Annotated in this window: 18 protein-coding genes; 7 read left to right on the forward strand and 11 right to left on the reverse strand. The window is 70.2% G+C overall.

The features are described 5' to 3' along the window. Window positions 1-55: 55 nt before the first annotated feature. The 6 genes from ABZX90_RS08510 to ABZX90_RS08535 form a co-directional block, all read right to left on the reverse strand. Complete coding sequence (locus tag ABZX90_RS08510) at window positions 56-358, reverse strand: hypothetical protein (protein WP_351131806.1); 303 nt, start codon at window positions 356-358, stop codon at window positions 56-58. A gap of 128 nt (window positions 359-486) precedes the next feature. Continuing rightward, window positions 487-1,476: a TerC/Alx family metal homeostasis membrane protein gene (locus ABZX90_RS08515; protein ID WP_351131808.1), complete on the reverse strand. Its 990-nt coding sequence runs from the start codon at window positions 1,474-1,476 to the stop codon at window positions 487-489. 320 nt (window positions 1,477-1,796) lie between these two features. Next, entirely contained in the window at window positions 1,797-3,818 is a 2,022-nt protein-coding gene (locus ABZX90_RS08520) for a TerD family protein (protein ID WP_351131809.1), read from the reverse strand. A gap of 43 nt (window positions 3,819-3,861) precedes the next feature. Continuing rightward, window positions 3,862-4,440, reverse strand: a complete 579-nt coding sequence (locus tag ABZX90_RS08525) for a TerD family protein (protein WP_351131810.1) — start codon at window positions 4,438-4,440, stop codon at window positions 3,862-3,864. A gap of 160 nt (window positions 4,441-4,600) precedes the next feature. After that, window positions 4,601-6,733, reverse strand: a complete 2,133-nt coding sequence (gene uvrB, locus ABZX90_RS08530; RefSeq protein ID WP_351131811.1) for an excinuclease ABC subunit UvrB — start codon at window positions 6,731-6,733, stop codon at window positions 4,601-4,603. Between the two features lie 39 nt (window positions 6,734-6,772). Further along, on the reverse strand, window positions 6,773-7,645 hold the full coding sequence (locus tag ABZX90_RS08535; RefSeq protein ID WP_355202656.1) for an MHYT domain-containing protein: 873 nt from the start codon (window positions 7,643-7,645) through the stop codon (window positions 6,773-6,775). 277 nt (window positions 7,646-7,922) lie between these two features. Here ABZX90_RS08535 and ABZX90_RS08540 point away from each other — a divergent pair, with 277 nt between their 5' ends. Further along, on the forward strand, window positions 7,923-8,789 hold the full coding sequence (locus tag ABZX90_RS08540) for a glycerophosphodiester phosphodiesterase family protein (RefSeq protein WP_351131813.1): 867 nt from the start codon (window positions 7,923-7,925) through the stop codon (window positions 8,787-8,789). A 78-nt stretch (window positions 8,790-8,867) separates the two neighbouring features. Beyond that, window positions 8,868-9,422 carry a methylated-DNA--[protein]-cysteine S-methyltransferase gene (locus tag ABZX90_RS08545; RefSeq protein ID WP_351131814.1) on the forward strand — a complete coding sequence of 185 codons (555 nt, stop codon included), beginning with the start codon at window positions 8,868-8,870 and terminating at the stop codon, window positions 9,420-9,422. Window positions 9,423-9,584: 162 nt separating this feature from the next. Here the strand turns inward: ABZX90_RS08545 and ABZX90_RS08550 are convergent, their stop codons facing one another. Together ABZX90_RS08550 and ABZX90_RS08555 are read right to left on the reverse strand one after the other, a co-directional pair. Next, complete coding sequence (locus ABZX90_RS08550; protein ID WP_355202661.1) at window positions 9,585-9,947, reverse strand: cupin domain-containing protein; 363 nt, start codon at window positions 9,945-9,947, stop codon at window positions 9,585-9,587. Between the two features lie 77 nt (window positions 9,948-10,024). After that, window positions 10,025-10,453, reverse strand: coding sequence for a VOC family protein (locus ABZX90_RS08555; protein ID WP_355202664.1), 429 nt, complete (start codon window positions 10,451-10,453; stop codon window positions 10,025-10,027). A gap of 108 nt (window positions 10,454-10,561) precedes the next feature. On the opposite strand from ABZX90_RS08555, the gene ABZX90_RS08560 reads away from it, so the two are divergent. Together ABZX90_RS08560 and ABZX90_RS08565 are read left to right on the forward strand one after the other, a co-directional pair. After that, window positions 10,562-11,467 (forward strand): pseudouridine-5'-phosphate glycosidase, encoded by a 906-nt coding sequence (locus ABZX90_RS08560; RefSeq protein ID WP_351131820.1) that lies wholly within the window; start codon window positions 10,562-10,564, stop codon window positions 11,465-11,467. A 194-nt stretch (window positions 11,468-11,661) separates the two neighbouring features. Beyond that, window positions 11,662-12,585, forward strand: coding sequence for a PfkB family carbohydrate kinase (locus ABZX90_RS08565; protein ID WP_351131863.1), 924 nt, complete (start codon window positions 11,662-11,664; stop codon window positions 12,583-12,585). A gap of 58 nt (window positions 12,586-12,643) precedes the next feature. Here the strand turns inward: ABZX90_RS08565 and ABZX90_RS08570 are convergent, their stop codons facing one another. Beyond that, window positions 12,644-13,438 carry a methyltransferase domain-containing protein gene (locus ABZX90_RS08570; RefSeq protein WP_351131822.1) on the reverse strand — a complete coding sequence of 265 codons (795 nt, stop codon included), beginning with the start codon at window positions 13,436-13,438 and terminating at the stop codon, window positions 12,644-12,646. Between the two features lie 250 nt (window positions 13,439-13,688). On the opposite strand from ABZX90_RS08570, the gene corA reads away from it, so the two are divergent. Continuing rightward, window positions 13,689-14,816 (forward strand): magnesium/cobalt transporter CorA, encoded by a 1,128-nt coding sequence (gene corA, locus ABZX90_RS08575; protein WP_351131824.1) that lies wholly within the window; start codon window positions 13,689-13,691, stop codon window positions 14,814-14,816. 86 nt (window positions 14,817-14,902) lie between these two features. Here the strand turns inward: corA and ABZX90_RS08580 are convergent, their stop codons facing one another. Together ABZX90_RS08580 and ABZX90_RS08585 are read right to left on the reverse strand one after the other, a co-directional pair. Further along, a complete protein-coding gene (locus ABZX90_RS08580; RefSeq protein WP_351131826.1) occupies window positions 14,903-15,340 on the reverse strand; it encodes a CBS domain-containing protein in 438 nt (145 codons plus the stop codon). 190 nt (window positions 15,341-15,530) lie between these two features. After that, window positions 15,531-16,172: a uridine kinase gene (locus ABZX90_RS08585; protein WP_355202669.1), complete on the reverse strand. Its 642-nt coding sequence runs from the start codon at window positions 16,170-16,172 to the stop codon at window positions 15,531-15,533. A gap of 138 nt (window positions 16,173-16,310) precedes the next feature. Between ABZX90_RS08585 and ABZX90_RS08590 the strand changes: the two genes are divergently transcribed. Both ABZX90_RS08590 and ABZX90_RS08595 read left to right on the forward strand, forming a co-directional pair. Beyond that, on the forward strand, window positions 16,311-17,006 hold the full coding sequence (locus ABZX90_RS08590) for a DUF2293 domain-containing protein (RefSeq protein ID WP_355202672.1): 696 nt from the start codon (window positions 16,311-16,313) through the stop codon (window positions 17,004-17,006). A 224-nt stretch (window positions 17,007-17,230) separates the two neighbouring features. Further along, window positions 17,231-17,710: an anthrone oxygenase family protein gene (locus tag ABZX90_RS08595; RefSeq protein WP_351131830.1), complete on the forward strand. Its 480-nt coding sequence runs from the start codon at window positions 17,231-17,233 to the stop codon at window positions 17,708-17,710. Window positions 17,711-17,851 lie beyond the last annotated feature (141 nt).

Here is a 17,851-nt window from a genome sequence, read left to right on the forward strand (position 1 = left end):
GCGCGGGGCTCGCTCCGGGACCGCGGCGAACGAGTCCGCCCCCGGGAGTGGACCGCTACTTCAGCTCGGTCATCTCCTGCACGTCGCAGTCCGTGAAGGACGGCGGCCTGGTACACAACGCGGCCAGTTGCTCCGCCATCTTGCCCGTCTCCGGGTCGTTGCTGTTGCGCATGGCGTCCTCGTACGACTCGAACTCGATCAGTACGAGATAGCGGTTGGGCGTGTTGCGGTCCTTCAGCACGAGCCGGTGGGTGGGTCCGCCCTCGCGGCCGGTATTGCGCTGTTCCGCCTGCTGGACGAGCTGCCGCATCTCGTCCATCCGCTCGGACTCGATGTCGATGATCTGCATGAACTTCATGGGTTCCTCCACCCGGCCCGGGCGCTCCCGGGCGGGAGACGCTCGGGATCCAAGCAAGCACCGGGAACGGTGGTCGGCAATTCGCCACGCACCGCTCCCGGGGGTGGTTGTTCCTACGTTCGACGTGGTCAGACGTCGATGCTTTCCTTCGGAGCGCTCTCGGCCCGCTCGCGCGCCGCCTGCTTCCTGGTGGCGGTCAGGCTGGTGATCGTGGTGACCACGAGGACCGCGCAGATCACGCCGAGCGAGACCGGGATGGATATCTCGGGAACATGGACGCCGGACTCGTGGAGAGCGTGCAGAACGAGCTTGATGCCGATGAAGCCGAGGATGACCGAGAGGCCGTAGCTGAGGTGGACCAGCTTCTTGAGCAGGCCGCCGATGAGGAAGTACAGCTGTCGCAGGCCCATCAGCGCGAACGCGTTGGCCGTGAAGACGATGTACGGGTCCTGGGTCAGGCCGAAGATCGCGGGGATCGAGTCGAGCGCGAAGAGCACGTCGGTGGTGCCGATCGCCAGCATCACGACCAGCATCGGCGTCATGACGCGCTTGCCGTTCTCGCGGATCCACAGCTTGGTGCCGTGGTAGCGGTCGGCCACGCCGAACCGCTGCTCGGCGGCCTTGAGCAGCCTGTTCTCCTCGAACTCCTCGTCGTCCTCGTCGGCCCGGGCCTCCTGGATCAGCTTCCAGGCGGTGTAGATGAGGAACGCGCCGAAGATGTAGAAGACCCACGCGAAGTTCGCGATGATCGCGGCGCCCGCGGCGATGAATATCGTGCGGAGGACGAGGGCGATGAGGACGCCCACGAGGAGCACCCGCTGCTGGTACTTCGAGGGCACCGCGAACTTCGCCATGATCAGGACGAAGACGAAGAGGTTGTCGACGCTCAAAGACTTCTCGGTGATGAAGCCGGCGAAGAATTCTCCGGCCGGCTCGCCGCCGGAGAAGAGGAGCAGTCCGAGTCCGAAGAGCCCGGCTAGGGCGATCCAGACGACGGTCCAGATTCCGGCTTCCTTGATCGATACGTCGTGCGGCTTGCGGCCGATGAGGAAGTCGACCGCGATCAGTGCGGCCAGCCCCACGATGGTCAGGACCCACAGGGTCAGGGAAACATTCACTGCGCCTCCGGCAGTACGTAACGGCAGATTTCAGCGTCGTTCGCCACCGGAGGTCTCTTCCACCCGAGGCTGCCGGGGCGCTGGGTGCGCCCGGGAGTCTGCGGGCCGACGTCCCGGGATCTGGCTCGATCCGTATTGACGGGCACGCCGCAGCAGGTAGGGAGTACTCCCCTCCGTATGGAAAAAGAGTACCCGAACCACCAAGGAAAGGTAAAGAGATAGGTAAAAGAAGGACCAAGTTCGCTGGTCAGAGGCACTTTACGGATGCTTGGTAAAGCGGCTTGCCCGCACCGCCCGCCGGGGCACGAAGGTGACCGGTGTCAGCGGTTCCAGGACCGGCGGGCCGCCGCCACCTGCGCGAGGACCTGCTGAAGCACCTGGCTGTTCGCGGGGGCGAGCGAAGGTTCGTACGTCCACGCGTGTCCGACCCATGGGTCCGCGAGATGGTCGTCGGGCACCGGCGTGATCCTCAGCAGCGACCGCCAGAGAGGGTCGAGCAGCGGTCCGTACGCGGCCGCGTCCTCCCGGTCCGCCACCATCATCAGATGGACGCCGACGGCCGGTCCCTCGTCCGCCAGGTAGCGAAGCTGGGTCACGGCGCGGTCGTCGAAGCCGTGCGGGAAGTCGTTCACGATCAGCAACTGCTCGGCGGTGTCGAGGTTCGGCGGCAGCGAGTCGGCCGCTCCCCCGCGCAACGCCATCTGCACCAGGTCGACGCGCTGGGTGAGGCGGGCCAGCACGTCCGCCACTCCCGCGGCACCCACGGCAGGCGGGCTGTCCAGCACCCCGGACTGCGCCAGGGGCGCCAGGGCCGAGGCGCCGGCGCCGGCGGGGTCGATGACGTGCACGGTGAACTCACCCACGGGATACACCGCGAGCAGCCGGGCGGCGTGCGCCACAGCGGTGTCCATCGCGAGGCGGCGCACTTGGTCGGAGTCGGCGAGCGTGCCTTCCAGGGAGGCGCGTCCGCTGTCGATCCACAGGCCGCGCTCCAGCGGCAGGCGCACCAGCATCGGGATGCTCAGGTTCTCGCTCTCGGGCAGCCGGAGGTCGCCGAGCCGCAGTGCCATGGGTATTTCCATGGGCGCGCGGTAGCCGTGCCAGACCGGGTTGTCCCAGCGCGCGTAGGCCATCGGCAGCGCGGGCTCCACGACCTCGGTCTCGGCGGCCAGCTGGGCGAGGTCCCGGTCGAGGGCGGCCCGGGCCTGGTCGACCAGGTCCGCGTGCTTGGCGCGGGCGGCGTCGCGCGCGGCGTCGCCCTGCCCGCCGATCCGGCTGCGCGGGTCGGAAAGGACGTGGTCGAGCTCCTTCTCCATACGCGAGTCGGCGAAGTCGACGGCGCTGCGGTACGCGGCGACGGTCCTGGCCAGGTCCTCGAACATCCCCCATACCTGGTTGTACAGCCGCTCCTCCATGGACCAGCCGGTCGCGTCTCCCGCGACGGGCTGGGCAGGCTGCCCGGGCTGGGCCGGTGGCGCGGTCGGCGGGGGCGGCGGCGGGGCAGCGGTCTGCCGGCCGGGGTGGCTGTAGTTGACCGGGCCACCGGCGGTGGGTGACGACGGCTGGGTGACGGCGGACGGTTCGGGCTGCGCGGAGCCCCCCGGATAGCCGGTCTGGGGTGCCGTGGCTCCCTGCCCGGGCGGGTCGTACGGGGACTGCTGCGGCGGCACGGTCCCGGGAGTGCTCTGCGGTCCGGCGTACGGCTGGTCCGGTCCCGGCGCCGACGCGGCCGCCTGTCGTGACCGGTCCGCCTCCGGTGTGCGCGGCGGGGGCGCCGCCACCGACCGGGCCACACCCTGGGCCACCGCCTCGTTGATGCTTCCCGCGAGCTGCCGGGCCTCGGGGAGCCCCTGGTCGGTGAGGAGTTCGGCGAGGCCGCCCGCGTAGCCCTGGCCGACCGCGCGGACCTTCCAGGCGCCCTGCCTGCGGTAGAGCTCCAGGGCCACGACGGCGGACTCGGCGTCCAGACCGGTGAGCGTGTAGCTGGCGACCTCGGAACCGTCGAGGCCGGTGACGGCGACGAAGGGGGCGGCGACGGCTCCGAACCGGACCGGGCCGCCGACCCCGGTGGGCAGCGCGAGCAGCACGCTGACCCGGTGCACGGTCGGCGGCAGGGCGTCCAGGTCGAAGGCCAGGCGATGATCGGCCGCCGCCTGCTTGGAGACCTCGAGCCCGGGCAGCGTGGGTGCGCCCGGGTGGGCCACCCACTCGACGCCCCGGACCCGGCCCTGCTCGTCGCTGAGCGTGGCCCCTGCCACGATCGGCTTCCCGGCCGAGACACGGACCTCGAGACGGACCTGGGAGAGCGGGTGGTTCTGCCCCCTGACCAGCTCGGCCGTCATCGTCTTGTCCCCCTATGTCGCTTCGTGCGTGTGCGCCGGCTGCCTACAGGTGCGGCAGTATCGCGGGCATCAGGTCCTGGAACGTACGGCCGTTGGCCGGCGTGCCGAGGGCCGTCATCTGCCAGCCGGTTCCGGCGCGGTGCACCTTCGCCATGATCTGCGCCGTGTACTGGCCGCCGCCCGCCAGCGTGTAGCGGGCGAGTTCCTGGCCGTTGGTCTCGTCGACCAGACGGCAGAACGCGTTCTGCACTTCCTGGAAGGTCTGGCCCGTGAAGGAGTTCACGGTGAAGACGATCTGGTCGATGTGGACCGGGATGCGCTGCAGGTCGACGAGAATGGCCTCGTCGTCGCCGCCCTGGCCCACGCCGCCGACCAGGTTGTCACCGGTGTGCCGCACGGAGCCGTCGTCGCTGACGAGGTGGCGGAAGAACACCACGTCGACGGGCTGCTTGTCCGCGAACAGCACGGCGGAGGCGTCGAGGTCGATCTCCCGGGTGCGCGAGCCGAACAGGCCGCGCCGGGGGGCCGCCTGCCAGCCGAGTCCCATACGGACCGCGGTCAGCGTGCCCCCGTCGTTCTTCTGCAGACTGATGGCCTGACCCTTGGTCATGTTGACCGTCACGCGCTGTTCCCCTCTCGAACTGTCCCCTGTTGCCGCGGAATCCGCGGATGAACAGAACCCTACGCAGCGGCACTGACAGCGCCGAACCCTGGGGCGCACTTTGTGTCGGTCTTGCAACACAGCGCGCATCGACCGAGGTCCGGCGCCACCGCGGTGACCGTCAGGCGATGCCCGCCTCCTTCATCTGCCGCAGCTCCTTCTTCATCTCGGACACCTCGTCGCGCAGACGGGCCGCGATCTCGAACTGGAGATCGGCAGCGGCGGCGCGCATCCGCGCCGTCATCTCCTCGATCTGACCGGCGAGTTCGGCCGCGGGCCGGTCGGTCGGCACGGTCTCCTTGCCCTTGGCGGACTTGGCGGCCCGGTTCGCCTTGCCGCCCAGCGCGGGCACGGGGGCCTTGGCGCCCTTGCCGTCCTTCGTCTTGCGGTAGCCGGAGCCGAGCAGCTGCTCGGTGTCGACGTCCTCGCGGGCGATCTGCGCCACGATGTCGTTGATCTTCTTGCGGAGGGGCTGCGGGTCGATGCCCCTCTCCTTGTTGTAGGCGATCTGCTTCTCCCGGCGGCGGTTGGTCTCCTCGATGGCCTTCTCCATCGCCGGGGTGATCTTGTCCGCGTACATATGGACCTGGCCGGAGACATTGCGCGCCGCGCGGCCGATGGTCTGGATCAGGGACGTACCGGAGCGCAGGAAGCCCTCCTTGTCGGCGTCGAGGATCGCCACCAGGGAGACCTCGGGAAGGTCGAGGCCTTCGCGCAGCAGGTTGATGCCGACCAGGACGTCGAACTCGCCGGCACGCAGCTCGCGCAGCAGCTCGACACGGCGCAGGGTGTCGACGTCACTGTGCAGATAGCGCACCTGGATGCCCAGTTCCAGGAAGTAGTCGGTGAGGTCCTCGGCCATCTTCTTGGTGAGCGTGGTGACCAGGACGCGCTCGTCCTTCTCGGTGCGCTGCCGGATCTCGTGCACCAGGTCGTCGATCTGGCCCTCGGTGGACTTGACGACGACCTGGGGGTCGATGAGGCCGGTGGGGCGGATGATCTGCTCGACGAAGCCGTCCGAGCGGGAGAGCTCGTACTTCCCCGGGGTCGCCGAGAGATAGACGGTTTGCCCGATGCGCTTCTGGAACTCCTCCCACTTCAGGGGGCGGTTGTCCAGGGCGGAGGGCAGCCGGAAGCCGTGGTCGACAAGGGTCCGCTTGCGGGAGGCGTCGCCCTCGTACATCGCGCCGATCTGCGGGACGGTGACGTGCGACTCGTCGATGACGAGCAGGAAGTCGTCCGGGAAGTAGTCGATCAGCGTGTTCGGCGGGGAGCCGGGATCACGGCCGTCGAAGTGCATCGAGTAGTTCTCGACACCGGAGCAGGAGCCGATCTGGCGGAGCATCTCGATGTCGTACGTCGTGCGCATGCGCAGGCGCTGGGCCTCCAGGAGCTTGCTCTGCTTCTCCAGCTCGGCGAGGCGCTCCCCCAGCTCCTTCTCGATGTCGTTGACGGCGCGCTCCATGCGTTCGGGACCCGCCACGTAGTGGGACGCCGGGAAGACGTAGATCTGGTTGTCGTCGGTGATGACCTCACCGGTGAGCGGGTGCAGCGTGGACAGGGCCTCGATCTCGTCGCCGAACATCTCGATGCGGACGGCGAGCTCCTCGTAGACCGGGAAGATCTCGATGGTGTCGCCGCGGACCCGGAAGGTGCCGCGCGCGAAGGCCACGTCGTTGCGCGTGTACTGGATGTCGACGAAGCGGCGCAGCAGGTCGTCGCGGTCGATCTCGTCGCCGACCTTCAGGCTGACCATCCGGTCCACGTACTCCTGTGGAGTACCGAGGCCGTAGATGCAGGACACCGAGGCGACCACGATGACGTCGCGGCGGGTGAGCAGCGAGTTGGTCGCGGAGTGGCGCAGGCGCTCCACCTCCTCGTTGATCGAGGAGTCCTTCTCGATGTAGGTGTCCGACTGCGGGACGTAGGCCTCGGGCTGGTAGTAGTCGTAGTACGAGACGAAGTACTCGACGGCGTTGTTCGGCAGCAGCTCGCGGAACTCGTTGGCCAGCTGTGCGGCCAGTGTCTTGTTCGGTGCCATGACGAGCGTTGGGCGCTGGAGCTTCTCGATCATCCACGCGGTGGTGGCGGACTTGCCGGTGCCGGTCGCGCCGAGCAGCACGACGTCCTTCTCACCCGCGCGGATGCGCTTCTCCAGGTCGGCGATGGCCGTGGGCTGGTCGCCGCCCGGCTGGAAGGGGCTGACGACCTCGAAGGGCGCCACCGAACGTTCGATCTTGGATACGGGCCGCATGGATCCACCGTACGACCCCGCACTGACAACCGGGCCGGATCAGCGGCTCTGCGGCGTCCGGGAGCGGCGGTGCCCACGCTCCGGCAGGGGGCGGACGGCGGTACGACGTCCGACGTGGGCGTGGACGGGATGCGCCGGGACGCCCGGTCGCCTGTTCTCCATCGGGTTCCGGTCGGGCTTGCCCATGACCATCAGCGGGTCGAACAGCACGACGACGCCGGCCAGGCAGAGGAAGACCAGGGGTCCGATCATCATGGGCGCGAGCAGTGAGGCCGCCGAGTCCCCGGCAGGGGCGCCGCCGGCCGGGCCGTGCAGATGGACGCTGAGGGCGACCATGCCCATGTAGTGCATGCCGCTGACGGCCAGCCCCATCACGAGGCTCGCGCCCACGCTCCAGAGGAATCCACGCACTTGCCCGGCCGCCCAGAGGGCGGCGGTGGCGGCCACGACGGCTATGACGACCGAGGCGGAGACGGTGAGGGTGTTGTAGTCGAGCCGCCCGTTGAGCCGCATCCCGGCCATGCCCAGGTAGTGCATCGAGGCGACACCCAGGCCGGTGATGGTCCCTCCGGTGAAGAGCGCCGTCCCGGTGGCGCCCCGGTAGCCGACGATGAAGATCCCGGCGCCGACCATCAGGACGGCGACGCCCAGACTCGCGAAGGTGGTCGGCTTGTCGTAGTGGACGGGGGTCTCCTCGACCGTGAACCCCATCATCGCGATGAAGTGCATCGTCCAAATGCCGGAGGCGATCGCGAGCGAGCCGAACGCGAGCCAGCCGGCGCGCCAGGAGCCGACGGCGAGCATCGATCTGGTGGTGCAGCGAAGTCCGAGCGCTCCGCCCAGGCAGGCCATGAAGTACGCCACCAGCGGTGTGACGAGTCCGTAAGTGAAGCCGTCGACCGTGCCCTGCATGCGCGGCTGCCCTTCCCGCCCTGTTGTTCCTGGAACTGTCCGAAATACCCCCGCCCTCGGGACCGCCGGAGCGGACCGGGTCGAGGCAGAGAGTATGACCCGCACCGGAATGGTCGAACGATTTTCCGGCAAAGAAACACGACCTCTCCCCACCTGTGCGGTGCCGGCGAGCGGACTTGGACAACTCCTTTCAATCCATGGCCGTCCCTGCCCCTGTTCGCTGACTCTCTGCTGTCACTCTTGTACCGTCCGTGATTGCTCGACGCGAGGAGACCGCATGCACGCGCGCGTTGCCGCCGCCACGACCGCCGCGCTTCTTGGGGGAGCTGTTTCGATACTGCCCGGCCCGCACGCCAAGGCCGTCGACCGGAGCACGGCTCCGCTGATCGTCTCCCACCGCGGTGCCTCGGCCTACGCGCCCGAGAACACCCTGGCCGCCATCGACCACGCGGCCGAGCTGGGGTTCGACTGGGTCGAGAACGACGTCCAGCGCACCCGCGACGGTCGGCTCGTCGTCCTCCACGACGCCTCGCTGGCGCGCACGACCGATGTCGAGGAGGTCTACCCCGACCGAAGTCCCTGGAAGGTCAAGGACTTCACCGCGGCCGAGATCGCCCGCCTGGATGCCGGGAGCTGGTTCGACCCGCGGTTCGCGGGCGCGGGGGTGCCGACGCTGCGGGAGTACATGGAACGCGTCTCGCACAACCACCAGAAGCTCGTTCTGGAGATCAAGAACCCCGAGCTCTATCCGGGCATCGAGCGACAGACCGTCAAGCTCCTGAGCAACGAGGGCTGGCTCGACCCGGTGCACCTCAGGGACCGGCTGATCATCCAGAGCTTCAGCGCGGACAGCGTCCGGACGGTGCACAATCTGCGGCCCGGCATCACGACGGCCGTCCTCGGGACACCTCCGGTCGCGCGGCTGCCCCGGTACGCGAAGTTCGCCGACCAGATCAATCCGGATCACACGTCGCTGTCGTCCGGCTACATCTCGGCCGTCCACGCCCTGCATGGTCCGCACGGCCCGATGAAGGTCTTCGCCTGGACCGTGGACGACGTGGCCACAGCACGGCGCATGGCGGGCTTCGGTGCGGACGGCGTCATCACGAACACGCCCGACGTGGTCCGCGGGGCCCTGCGCTGACGCTCTCGCCGGTGGCGCGGACCGGTGCCGGTGTCCGCGCCACGGGCGTTGTCGGTGCGGGGCCGTACGGTGGATCGCATGAACAGCCACGGGCAGGACGAGCAGCAGGTCGTGTGGACCGTCGTCGGCACGGACATCGGTCCGCTGCTGCTCGCTGCCACACCCCACGGTCTGGTCAATGTCGTCTTCCACGCGTCGGACCCTGTGCGCGACAAGGCACTGGACCGGCTCGCGTCCCGTCTGGGCGGCGAGCCCGTCGAGGCACCCGAGTCCCCCCTGCTGGCCGAGGCGATACGCCAGGTCGAGGCGTACTTCGCGGGCGAGCGGCGCGACTTCGACCTGCCGCTCGACTGGTCGCTGATCTCGGGGTTCAACCGCCAGGTGCTGCGCGAACTGAACTCGGGCGTTCCGTTCGGTTCCGTCGTGGGCTACGGCGACCTCGCCGGGCGGGTCGGCCAGCCCGGGGCGGCGCAGGCCGTGGGGGTGGCCATGGGCTCGAATCCACTGCCGGTCGTGGTGCCCTGCCACCGGGTGGTCGAGAGGGACGGCGGCATCGGCGGTTTCGGGGGCGGTCTGGAGACCAAACGGAAGCTGCTGGCACTCGAAGGAGTGCTCCCGGAGCCGCTGTTCTGAGCTCGCGGCGAAGGCTGCTGGGGCGTCACGCGCATCGCACGCTCCTGGACGCGTACCCACGTGGAAAAGCGAATCACGCGGGTACGCGACAACGGGTTGTCACGGCGTCCTCTCCGGAGCGAGCGGAGAGGTGCGCCGTGCGCGCGGCGGAGCGTCCGCCCGTCAGAGGCTGATGTGGTACGCCTTGCGAAGCGTCTCGTGGACGGTCCACGTCGTACGGTCGCCCTCGCGCAGGAACGCCGCGTCGCCGGGGCCCACCTCGATGACGTCGCCGCCCTCCACCTCGATGGTGGCGCGGCCGCTGACGACGACGAAGAGCTCGTCGGCCTCGGTGTCGGTCACCACGCCGGGTGTGATCTGCCAGATGCCGCGCAGCTGCTTGCCGTCGGCGGACTCCCACAGCACCTTGCCCGTCACAACGGGGTCGCCGGAGACGATCTGCGCCGGATCCAACGGCTCGGGTTCGAGTTCGGCGTCGGGGATGTGCACGGCGAAGGACGGCGTGGCCTGGGAGTTCATGGTCATGAGCGGACACCCTAAGGGCTCGCCCTCCGACGGGGGCGACGAGGGTGTCCCTGCCGGACGGGGCGCCGCGCCGCGGGCTACGCGTAGTGCCGGGCCTCGAGGACATTGCCGTCCGGGTCGCGGAAGTAGAAGACGCGCCTGGCCATTCCACGGGCTCCGAAGGAGTCGTACGAGAAGTCCGAGACGGGGACCGAGCGTTGCTCCAGGCGGGCCCGTAGCGCGTCGAACGCTTCTTCCGGGAGGGCCACGCACACGTGATTGACCGGGTGGCCGGCACTCTCGACGGCCCCGGGAAGCATGTTCATGCCCGGCGCCAGGGAAAGGGGAGCGAGGTCGAGGACGGTCTCCTCATTGAGACGTACGGAGGGGAAGGAGACCGCTCCGGCGGCGAATTCGGCGACTCTCAGGGGCTCCAGGCCGACCGCCTTCTCGTAGAAGTCGGCCGAGGCGGCCGGATCGCGCACCCAGAGAACGACATGGTCGAGACGTGGCGAGTTGTCCGTCATGCCCCCAGGCTGGTGTCGCACGCCGCAGGTCGCAAGGGTTTGGCCGGGCGCGCCGCTCGCCAGAGATCCAGGGACGGGGAACGTCGACCGACGACAGGAGGCAGGCGCGTGATCGTGGTGTCCGAAGAGGTGCGGGAGGCGCTCGACGCGCGCCGGCCGGTGGTGGCCCTGGAATCGACGATCATCGCGCACGGGCTGCCCCGCCCGCGCAATCTGCAGGTCGCGCTCGAACTGGAGGATGTCGTCCGGGAGGAGGGCGCCGTACCCGCGACGATCGCCGTGCTCGACGGCCGCCCTCATGTCGGTCTCGACAAGGAACAGCTGGAGCGGGTCGCGAACGAGGACGGGATCCGCAAACTGGGCCACCGCGACCTGCCGCTCGCGGTGGCCGCGGGGGCGAGCGGGGCGACGACCGTGTCCGCGACAGCACTGCTCGCGGCCCGCGCGGGGGTACGGGTGTTCGCTACGGGAGGGCTCGGCGGTGTGCACCGCGAATGGACGGTGACGCAGGACGAGTCCGCCGATCTGGGTCTGTTGGCGCGCACCCGGATCACGGTGGTGTGCGCGGGCGTCAAGTCGATCCTGGACGTGCCGGCGACTCTGCAGCGCCTGGAGACGCTGGGCGTGGCGGTGGCCGGGTACGGCACGGACCGGTTCCCCGGCTTCTATCTGTCCGACTCGGGACATCCCGTGGACTGGACCCTGGAGTCCCCGGAGCAGGTGGCGGAGGTGATGCGCGCCCAGGACGCGCTGCACGCCCCCGAGTCCTCGCTCATCGTCGCGAACCCCGTCCCCGAGGAGGAGCAGCTCGATCCCGAGCTCCACGCGCGCGTGCTCGCCGACGCGCTGCACGCGTGCGAGGCGGAGGGCGTGACCGGACAGGCGGTGACGCCGTTCCTGCTCGGCTATCTGGTCCGGCACACGGACGGTGCCTCACTCGGCGCCAACCTGGCGGCGGTACGCGGCAACGTACGCCTCGCGGGACGGATCGCGTCGGCCTGGGCGGGGGCGTGAGCGACACGGATCGGGACGACCTGGGCGGCGGGGGAACTGCTGCCGGCGGCACCCTGGGCAGAGGCGCGCGCGAGGCCGATCGAGGTGCCCCGGGCGAGGCCGCCGGTGACACCGGTCGAGGCGACCCGGGGCGCGGCGAGCGTGGGGCGGATCGCCAGCGGGCCGGGCGGGACGCGCGGGACGCCGAAGGCGCCCTGCTCGTCGTCGGGGACGTGGTCACCGACGTCGTCGCCCGGCATCGCGGGCCGCTGGCGGCAGGCACCGACACGGTCGCCGCCATCCGGACCGTACCGGGTGGCGCGGGCGCCAATGTCGCGTGCTGGGCCGCGTACGAGGGCTGTGCCGACGTGCGGCTGCTCGGCCGGGTGGGCGGCGACGCCGCGGCGTGGCACGAGCGCGAACTCGCGGCGAGCGGCGTACGGCCCCTCCTGGTGACCGATCCGGAGGCGCCGACCGGGACGGTGATCTGCCTGGTGGACACCGGCGCGTCGGCGGAGCGTACGTTCCTCACGGACAGCGGGGCGTCCCTGCGGCTCGCACCGGACGACTGGTCGGCGGCGCTGCTCGACGGGGTCGCGCGGCTGCATCTGTCGGGCTATCTGTTCTTCTCCGAGCCGAGCCGGGCGCTGGTGTCGGTGGCACTGGAGTCGGCACGCGCGCGTGGCGTGCCCGTGAGCCTCGATCCCGCGTCGACCGGGTTCCTCACCGAGCTGGGCGTGGACCGCTTCCTCGAACTCTCCGAGGGTGTGGACGTCCTGCTGCCCAGCCGTGACGAGGCGTGCCTGCTGACCGGGCTGCCCGATCAGGCCGACGCGGTGGCCAAGCTGAGCCGCCACTACCCCTTGGTCGTCGCCAAGCAGGGCTGCGACGGGGCCCTGGTGGCCCGTTCCGGAGCTGTCCGGGCCCATGTTCCGGCGCTGCCCGCAACGCCGCGTGACACGACGGGCGCCGGTGACGCGTTCACCGGCGCGTTCCTCGCCGCACTGCTGGCGGGCGCCGGGCCCGAGGAGGCGGCGACGGCGGGGTGCGCGGCGGGAGCGCGGGCGGTGGAGCGGGTCGGCGGAAGACCGCCTTCGGGAGGCCGACGGCGACGCGCAGGAGAGACGCGGGCCCGCTGAACGCCTGCACCGCACGAGGGCGTCCCCGTGGCGCCCTTTCCCGGCTCCCCCGCCCCGCTCAGTTCTTGCGCCCCCAGGCCGAGATCATCGGCGCTGTCGCCAGGTCCATGGACCCGGCGGCGACGTTCGCCAGGTGCCGGTCGATCTCCTCCTGGGTGGCCAGGCCCGCGGTGACGAGCTGGTCGCGGATCTGACGGATCGTCGCGGACTCCAGAGTGGCGCAGGCCGGTGAGGTGACGGGGAAGTACGCGTCGGCCTCCACGCCCCGCAGCCCCGCCTCCCGAAGCAGCCGCGGGAGTTTGCGGCCGTAGGCGAGGTCGGCACCGCGCTCGGCGAGCAGGGTGCGGAAGCCCTGGCGCAGCCGGTTCGCGAGCTGCTGCTCGGGACCGTGCTCGTCGGGGCAGAGAAGAGGCTGCAGGGCGGGGTCGGCGTCCTCGACAAGGAGCCGGCCGCCGGGCCGCAGGGCCTTGACCATCGACCGCAACGCCCTCTCCCGGTCCGGCACATGGACCAGTACGAGCCGGGCGTGCACGAGGTCGAAGCCCTCCCCCGGCGGTTCCTCGGCGCCCACGTCGTGCACACGGACCTCGATCGGCGGGCGGGCGACGGAGGCCGCCAACGAGGTGTCGATGTCCGTCGCGACCACCTTCCCCGTCGGACCGACCTTCTTGGCGAGCCAGGACACGACGGACGTGCCGCCCGCCCCGACCTCCCAGCAGCGCCAGCCGGACCCGATACCGAAGCGCTCCATGTGCCGGAACGTCGTGGGGTCGAAGAGAGTGGCGAAGGCGTCGAAACGCTGTCCCGCCTCGGTCTGCTGGTTGTCGAGGAGATACCCGTCGGCTCGCGTCATACGGAGATCATCCCAGTTGACCCGCTTGTCTGGAATCGTCGACGCTCCCGTTGTCGGCACCCTCCTCACCTGGCGCGCAGCGCCCGGGCCGTGCCCGACGCCGGCCCGTACCGGCGAGCCGTCCGGACAGTCCACATCACGGAACGGAACGTTCCGTTCCCCCAGGCTTTTCCGGTGTCCGATCAGGCCTGGCAGACTGGCGTGCCAGGCGCAGAGTGCGGCCCGAGGAGATCCACGCGAGGAGATCCAGATGTCCATGGCAGGGAATTTGCGGAGGGTGACGGCTCTCGGTGCGGTCGACGGCCTCCGCAAGGTGGCACGGCTGACGCGGCGACGCCCCCGTGTCGACCTGAGTCACCCCGCCCGGTCGCCGTTGGGCTCCTCGGTGGTGAACTGTGTGGCGTACCAGGACGGCGCCCGCATCCCCGAGGGCCGCGATCTGGTGGACACCGTGGAGCGGATCCGCAAGCGCGACGAGGGATTCGTCTGGCTCGGACTGCACGAACCGACCGACGTGGAGTTCGCGGGCATCGCCGAGCTCTTCGACCTGCATCCCCTGGCCGTCGAGGACGCCGTGGAGGCGCATCAGCGTCCGAAGCTGGAGCGGTACGGCGACACGCTGTTCGCGGTTTTCAAAACGGTCTGCTACGTGGATCACACGGAGTTGACCTCGACCAGTGAAGTGGTGAACACCGGAGAGATCATGGTGTTCGTCGGGCCGGACTTCGTCATCACCGTGCGGCACGGGCGGCACGGTTCGCTGGGCCCGCTGCGCGAAGAGCTGGAGTCCGATCCGCAGCAGCTGTCGAAGGGACCGGCCGCGGTCCTGCACGCGATCGCGGACCACGTGGTCGACGACTATGTGAACGTCACGGACTCGGTCCAGGCGGACATCGATCAGGTCGAGGCCGATGTGTTCGCCGACAACGGCGCACGTACGGACGCCGGCCGCATCTACCAGCTCAAGCGGGAACTTCTCGAACTGAAGCGGGCCGTGGTCCCGCTCGCCCGGCCGGTGCAGGAGCTGGCGGCCCGGCCGATCCGCGTGGTCGACCCGGAGATACAGGCGTACTTCCGGGACGTCTCCGACCATCTGCTGAGGGTCACGGAGCAGATAGCCGCTTTCGACGAACTGCTCAACTCGATCCTGCAGGCGCATCTCGCGCAGGTGACGGTGGCGCAGAACGAGGACATGCGGAAGATCACGGCGTGGGCGGCGGTCATCGCCGTACCGACCATGATCTGCGGCGTGTACGGCATGAACTTCGACAACATGCCCGAACTGCACTGGCGGTTCGGCTACCCCATCGTCATCGGCTTCATATCCATCGGCTGCCTCGTCCTCTACCGAGGGTTCAGGCGCAACGGCTGGCTCTGACACGTCTCTCGCCCGGCACGGCCGGCCGGACGAGAGCGCGCCATGTGTACTCGGCATGGACCGCAGATGGGGAGGATCCAGGGGGTTCAGCCCGTCATGCTCTGCGCGCCCCTCGCGTAGACGCTCTCGACCCAGGCGGCGAGTTGTTCGTCGGTGACGTGCTGGGCGAGGTCGGCCTCGCTGATCATGCCGACCAGTCGCTTGTTCTCGATCACCGGAAGCCGGCGGATCTGGTGCCCCTTCATCTCCTGGAGCACTTCGCCGACATCGGCGCCGGCATCGATCCAACGCGGTGTGCCTTGGGCCATCTCGCCCGCGGTGATCCGTGAGGGGTCGTGGCCCATGGCCACACAGCCCACGACGATGTCGCGGTCCGTGAGGATGCCGCAGAGGCGTTCGTTCTCGTCGCTGATGGGCAGGGCGCCCACGTTGAGTTCGCGCATCAGCTGGGCGGCGCGGTCCAGGGTCTCGTGGGCGGGGATCCACTGGGCACCACGATGCATGATGTCTCCGGCGGTGGTCATGTAGTACCTCCCGGTGCCGGACGGCCGGCGCGGCGCGGAGCACACCGCTAGTCCCGGCGCCCTACATTCTCGCCGCGCCCCGGAGGCTGCGCACCTGGAAGTACGTGTCCCGCGGGGATGGGGCGAACACCGCGGGACCGGGGCGAAGGCCGCGGGGCGGTGGCGGAGGGGCCGGTGGCGGCCTTCGTGATCAGCCGTTCCACGCCGGGTGGCGGGGGTCGTCGGCACGCACCAGGACGTCGGCCGAGGTGGCCGGGTCCGCTTCGCTCTCGTAGCGGGCGAACGCTGGGAGGGTCCAGTGCTCCGCCTCGGGGGTGCGGCGGCGGAGGGCGCCCGGGGAGAGGAGCACATGGACGCTGAGGTCGAACGGGAACCAGTGGCGCAGGAGGAGGGGGCCGTGGAGCAACAGGATTCCGCCGGGCGGGAGTCGGACGTAGGGACTGCGGGTGGCCCGGTCGGTGGCAGGGTCCCAGAGGTCGGGCAGGACCCTGCCGTCGCCGTCGGGTTCGAGCGGACCGAAGACCTCACGCCACAGGGCGCCGGTGTCGAACCAGCCGTCGTAGTAGGCCTCGACGTCCTGGTGGCCGTATTCGAGCCGAAGCGAGGCGGGACGCAGGAAGCCCTCCGCGCCGACGACCAGCGAGGCACGGCCGCGTATGCGCAGCGCCTCGCAGACGCGGTGCGCGAGTTCGCCGGGGCGGGCGGCCGGGGCTCCGTCGAAGGCGATGCGTGGCCAGGGGCTGCCGTCGTCCGGTTTCAGGTCGAGCAGACGATCGGCGAGGAGGTCGCCGAGCCGTTCCCAGGTGATCGCTTCGAGTCGCACAGGGCCCATGATGCCGCGATCGCGAAGGGGCCCGGTGGGCGTGGCCGGCCGCGAGCGGACGTGAGACACCACGAGGCCGGGGCGCGGGCCGCGAGGGGCGATGTCCGACCACGTAGATGTCGGGCCGGTCCGGGGAAGGAACCGCGTATGGCACCCATCACCACTCCCCCGCACCGGAACGGACTTCTCGTCGTCCAGCCGCTCAAGAAGCGGCACTGCGCCGAGTGCCGGACCGGTCCGCTCACGCTGCTGGTGCTGGAGGAGGGGGCACCTCGGTGTCTGGACTGCGCGGATCTCGGGCACCTGGTGTTCCTGCCGCGCGGCGACACCGCGCTGACGCGCCGATCGCGGGAGGGCAGCGCGCTGTCGGCCGTGGTGGTGCGGTTCAACCGGCGGCGGGGCCGTTACGAGCGGCAGGGCGTCCTGGTCGAGGAGGGGGCGCTCGCCCGGGCCGAGGAGCGGTGTCTGGCGGACGCGGAGGCACGGCGGCGGCGCCGGACGCGGGACGCGCGGCGCCGGGAGGCGGAGGATGTCCGCTTCACGGACGCGTTCGCCCGGGAGATACGCCGGCTGTTTCCGCACTGTCCGGCCGACCGGGCGCGAGCGATCGCCGCGCACGCCTCGGTGCGCGGCAGCGGACGGGTCGGGCGCAGCTCGGCGGGCCGCGCGCTGTCCGAGGCGGCGGTGACCGCGGCGGTCCGCGCGTCCGTGCGGCACACGGAGACCCCGTACGACCAGTTGCTGATGAGCGGCGTTCCGCGGTACGAGGCCCGCCGCCGGATCGCGGCCGCGGTGGACACGAGGCTCTGGGAATGGCGCGACGACGTGTCCGCGCGGGCGTGAGCGGACGACGAGGCCGGGTATCCGCTGGGGCGGCGGGGGCCGAGGGACCGGGCTGGGTCCTCGGCCGCGGGGACGGGGAGGTGTCAGCGCGGTGGGTGGTGGACGTTCGCGCATGGGACCGCGGTGCTCGGCCATGGCCGCTGTCGTCGCAGCGGATTTCACTTGTGGTGACGGTTGGTGCTGTGCAGGATCTTGGGCTTGGCCGGTTCGACGCGGGAGTGGACATGATCGATGGACCGTATTTCGTGCTGACACTGCTGGGGGTGCTCGGCTGCGGGCTGGTGGCGGGGGTGTTCTTCGGGTTCTCGACCTTCGTGATGAGGGCGCTCGCCAAGCTGCCGCCCGCGCAGGGGGTCGCCGCGATGAACGCGATCAACGTCGCCGCGGTCCGCCCTCCGTTCATGCTGGTGTTCCTCGGGTCGGCGGTGCTGTGCGCGGTGCTGGCGGTGGTGACGTTCGTGCTGTTGCCGGACGAGGGGACGGTGGAGTTGCTGCTCGGCAGCGGGCTGTATCTGTTCGGGGCGTTCGGAGTGACGATCGCCGCGAACGTCCCTCGCAATGACGCGCTGATGAAGCTGGACCCCGGAACCGCGGAGGCCGCCGGCTACTGGCCCACGTATGTGCGCGAGTGGACGATGTGGAATCACGTCCGCACGATCGCCTCGGCCGCCGCGGCGGTGTCGTACACACTCGCCCTCACCTGAGCGGCCCGTCCGGCCTCGCCCAGGCCCTCGTCCAGACCTTCGCCCAGGGCCTGGCCCAGCCCTCTCCACGCCGTAGGTCGGCCGTCATCCCGGGGCGGCGGCATATGCGCGGGCGACGTATCGTGGCGGGAAAGGAGTGCG

This window comes from Streptomyces sp. NPDC002935 (genome assembly GCF_040611295.1).
GTDB lineage: Bacteria > Actinomycetota > Actinomycetes > Streptomycetales > Streptomycetaceae > Streptomyces.